This is a genomic window from Mesorhizobium sp. M4B.F.Ca.ET.089.01.1.1 (assembly GCF_004022605.1).
Classification (GTDB): Bacteria; Pseudomonadota; Alphaproteobacteria; order Rhizobiales; family Rhizobiaceae; genus Mesorhizobium; species Mesorhizobium abyssinicae.
The window spans coordinates 1-2,371 of sequence record NZ_RZOS01000653.1; the positions used below are offsets into that span (position 1 = coordinate 1).

3 protein-coding genes are annotated in these 2,371 nt (G+C 64.5%); 1 reads left to right on the plus strand and 2 read right to left on the minus strand.

Annotated elements, in window-relative coordinates:
- A partial coding sequence (locus EN780_RS32245) for an alpha/beta hydrolase (protein ID WP_189556915.1) occupies positions 1-590 on the minus strand: 590 nt, incomplete at its 3' end.
- Positions 591-658: 68 nt separating this feature from the next.
- Positions 659-1,507, minus strand: coding sequence for an SDR family oxidoreductase (locus EN780_RS32250; protein ID WP_127391276.1), 849 nt, complete (start codon positions 1,505-1,507; stop codon positions 659-661).
- Positions 1,508-1,722: 215 nt separating this feature from the next.
- Between EN780_RS32250 and EN780_RS32255 the strand changes: the two genes are divergently transcribed.
- Positions 1,723-2,371 (plus strand): pyridoxal-phosphate dependent enzyme (locus tag EN780_RS32255; protein ID WP_128276295.1); only part of this gene is annotated, 649 nt, incomplete at its 3' end.

Genomic DNA, 2,371 nt, shown 5'->3' on the forward strand with positions numbered 1-2,371 from the left:
GGCTTGGTGAGCAGTTCCGCCCCGGACGCCTTGACGCCGAAGTTGGGCGATATAAACGCGATCGCCGCAACCCCGTCCGAGGCGCGCGGCTCTGTCGCGGCCCATGCCGCCAGCGAGCCACCCGTCGAGGTGGCAATGACGATCACCCTGTCGCCGATCGCCCGGCCGATGGCGAGCGCCTCCTCGTAGTCGTTGATCCAGGCATTGACGCTGCCCTCGGCCATCGCGGCGCCGTCCTGGCCGTGGCCGGTGAGGCGCGTGTAGAACAGGTTGGCACCAAGCTCATCGGCGACGTCGTCGGGCAGCGGCCGGACCTCGCCCTTCGAGGCCGAGAAGCCATGGATGTAGACCATGGCCAGCGGCGTCTTGGCGTGAACCATAGGATTTGCCCAGATGATCTCCTTTTCCAGCCCGTCGCGGATGTTGGGCACGGCGGCCTCTTCGCGCGCCAGATAGGCCTGCGGATCGTCGCCAATGATGGAAGGGTCGAAACGGATCCTCGTGTCGACGGACACGCGTGGGCCGAGAACAAAGGCCATGGAGAAGATGACAGCGAGCCCCAGTACCGCAAGCACGATCCGCCGCCCCATCAGAAGCTCCAAGCAACAATTCTCAACCTATGGCCGTGCCGTGTAACAGGCAATCGCCGTTCGCCAGATCAGCTCGCCTGGTCCGACGCCTGGTCGGCCACGCCCGGCAGCTTGCGGTCGAAATTCAGCGGCCGCGCCCTCCAGCCGGTCGTGATGCCGATCACCCAGCGGCAGATTGGTCGCGGCAAGAGGCCGAGCAATTTCAGCGGCCAGCTTATGCGGTAGGGGAAGGTGACCTCGAAGCCACCCTTCTCGATGCCGCGCACCATGCGGCGGGATGCGCGGTGGACAGGCATCAGCCCCGGCATCGGCATCGTGTTCTTTTCCGTCAGCGGGGTGTCGACGAAGCCCGGGTTCATCACCTGAACCCTGATGTTCATCTTGTCGAAGTCGTATTTCAGCGATTCCGCCAGGATGTTGATCGCCGCCTTGGTGCCGCCATAGGCGGCGGTGGTCGGCCAGCCGGAATAGGCGGTGACCGAACCGACGAGAACGACATGGCCGCGCCCGCGCACGCGCATATGCTCGACGACAGGCACCAGGCCGTTGACGATGCCGAAATAGTTGACGTCGAAGGAGCGGCGGAAATCGCGCACCACGAGATGCTCGCCCGGCGTGGCGATGTAGTTGCCGGCGTTGAAGACCGCGAGCACGATCGGCCCCATGTCCTTCTCGATCGCGGCGGCCGTCCTTGCCATCCCCGTCTCGTCGGTGACGTCGCAAGGAAACGACTTCACATGCCCGGGCATCTGCGCCGTCTCGACGATCAGCGTGTCGATCGGATCGTCCGCGAGCGCGCTCACCGCCACGGCGTAGCCCTTCGAGGCGAGATCCTTGGCCAGTGCGCGGCCGATGCCGCTGCTGCCGCCCGTGATCCAGGCGACGCCATGCTTCGGGTTGGCCCGATAGAGTGTCATGCTAAGTCCTGCCAGTGTGTCGGTAGTGCTCTAGCGGCGAAGGAATCGAATGAAAAGAGCGCTTTTCGGCGCAAGGTTGAAATGCGTGCCGGAACACGGCATCTGAATTCAGGAGATTGCAATGCCCGAAATGCGACTGGTCCAGGCGAATTCTTGCCTTGAAACCGGGCCTTTGGGTTTCTAGGGTCTCGCCTCGCTCATACAAGGAATCCTTGATGCCCCGTTCTGTGATCGACGCGATCGGCAACACGCCCCTGATCCGCCTCAACAAGGCCTCGGAAGCAACCGGCTGCGAGATCCTGGGCAAGGCCGAGTTCATGAACCCGGGACAGTCGGTCAAGGACCGCGCCGGCCTGTTCATCATCCGCGATGCCGAGCAGCGCGGATTGCTGAGGCCGGGCGGCGTCATCGTCGAGGGCACGGCCGGCAACACCGGCATCGGCCTGACGCTGGTCGCCAAGGCGCTCGGCTATCGCACGGTGATCGTCATTCCGGACACGCAGAGCCAGGAGAAGAAGGACACGATCAAATTGCTCGGCGCCGAGCTGATCGAGGTGCCGGCGGTGCCCTACAAGAACCCCAACAACTATGTGAAGCTGTCGGGGCGCATGGCCGAGCAATTGGCGCGCACCGAGCCGAATGGCGCGATCTGGGCCAACCAGTTCGACAACGTCGCCAACCGCGACGGCCATATCAGGACGACGGCTGAGGAGATCTGGACCCAGACCGGCGGCAAGGTCGATGGGTTCGTCTCGGCGGTCGGCTCCGGCGGGACGCTGGCCGGCGTCGGGCTCGGGCTGAAGGCCAAGAGCGGCCAAGTCAAGATCGGGCTCGCCGATCCGCTGGGCGCCGCGCTCTACAGTT

Coding starts and splice junctions, on each gene's coding strand:
- EN780_RS32250 (WP_127391276.1), bottom strand. CDS start 1,507: ATGACACTCTATCGGGCCAACCCGAAGCATGGCGTCGCCTGGATCACG.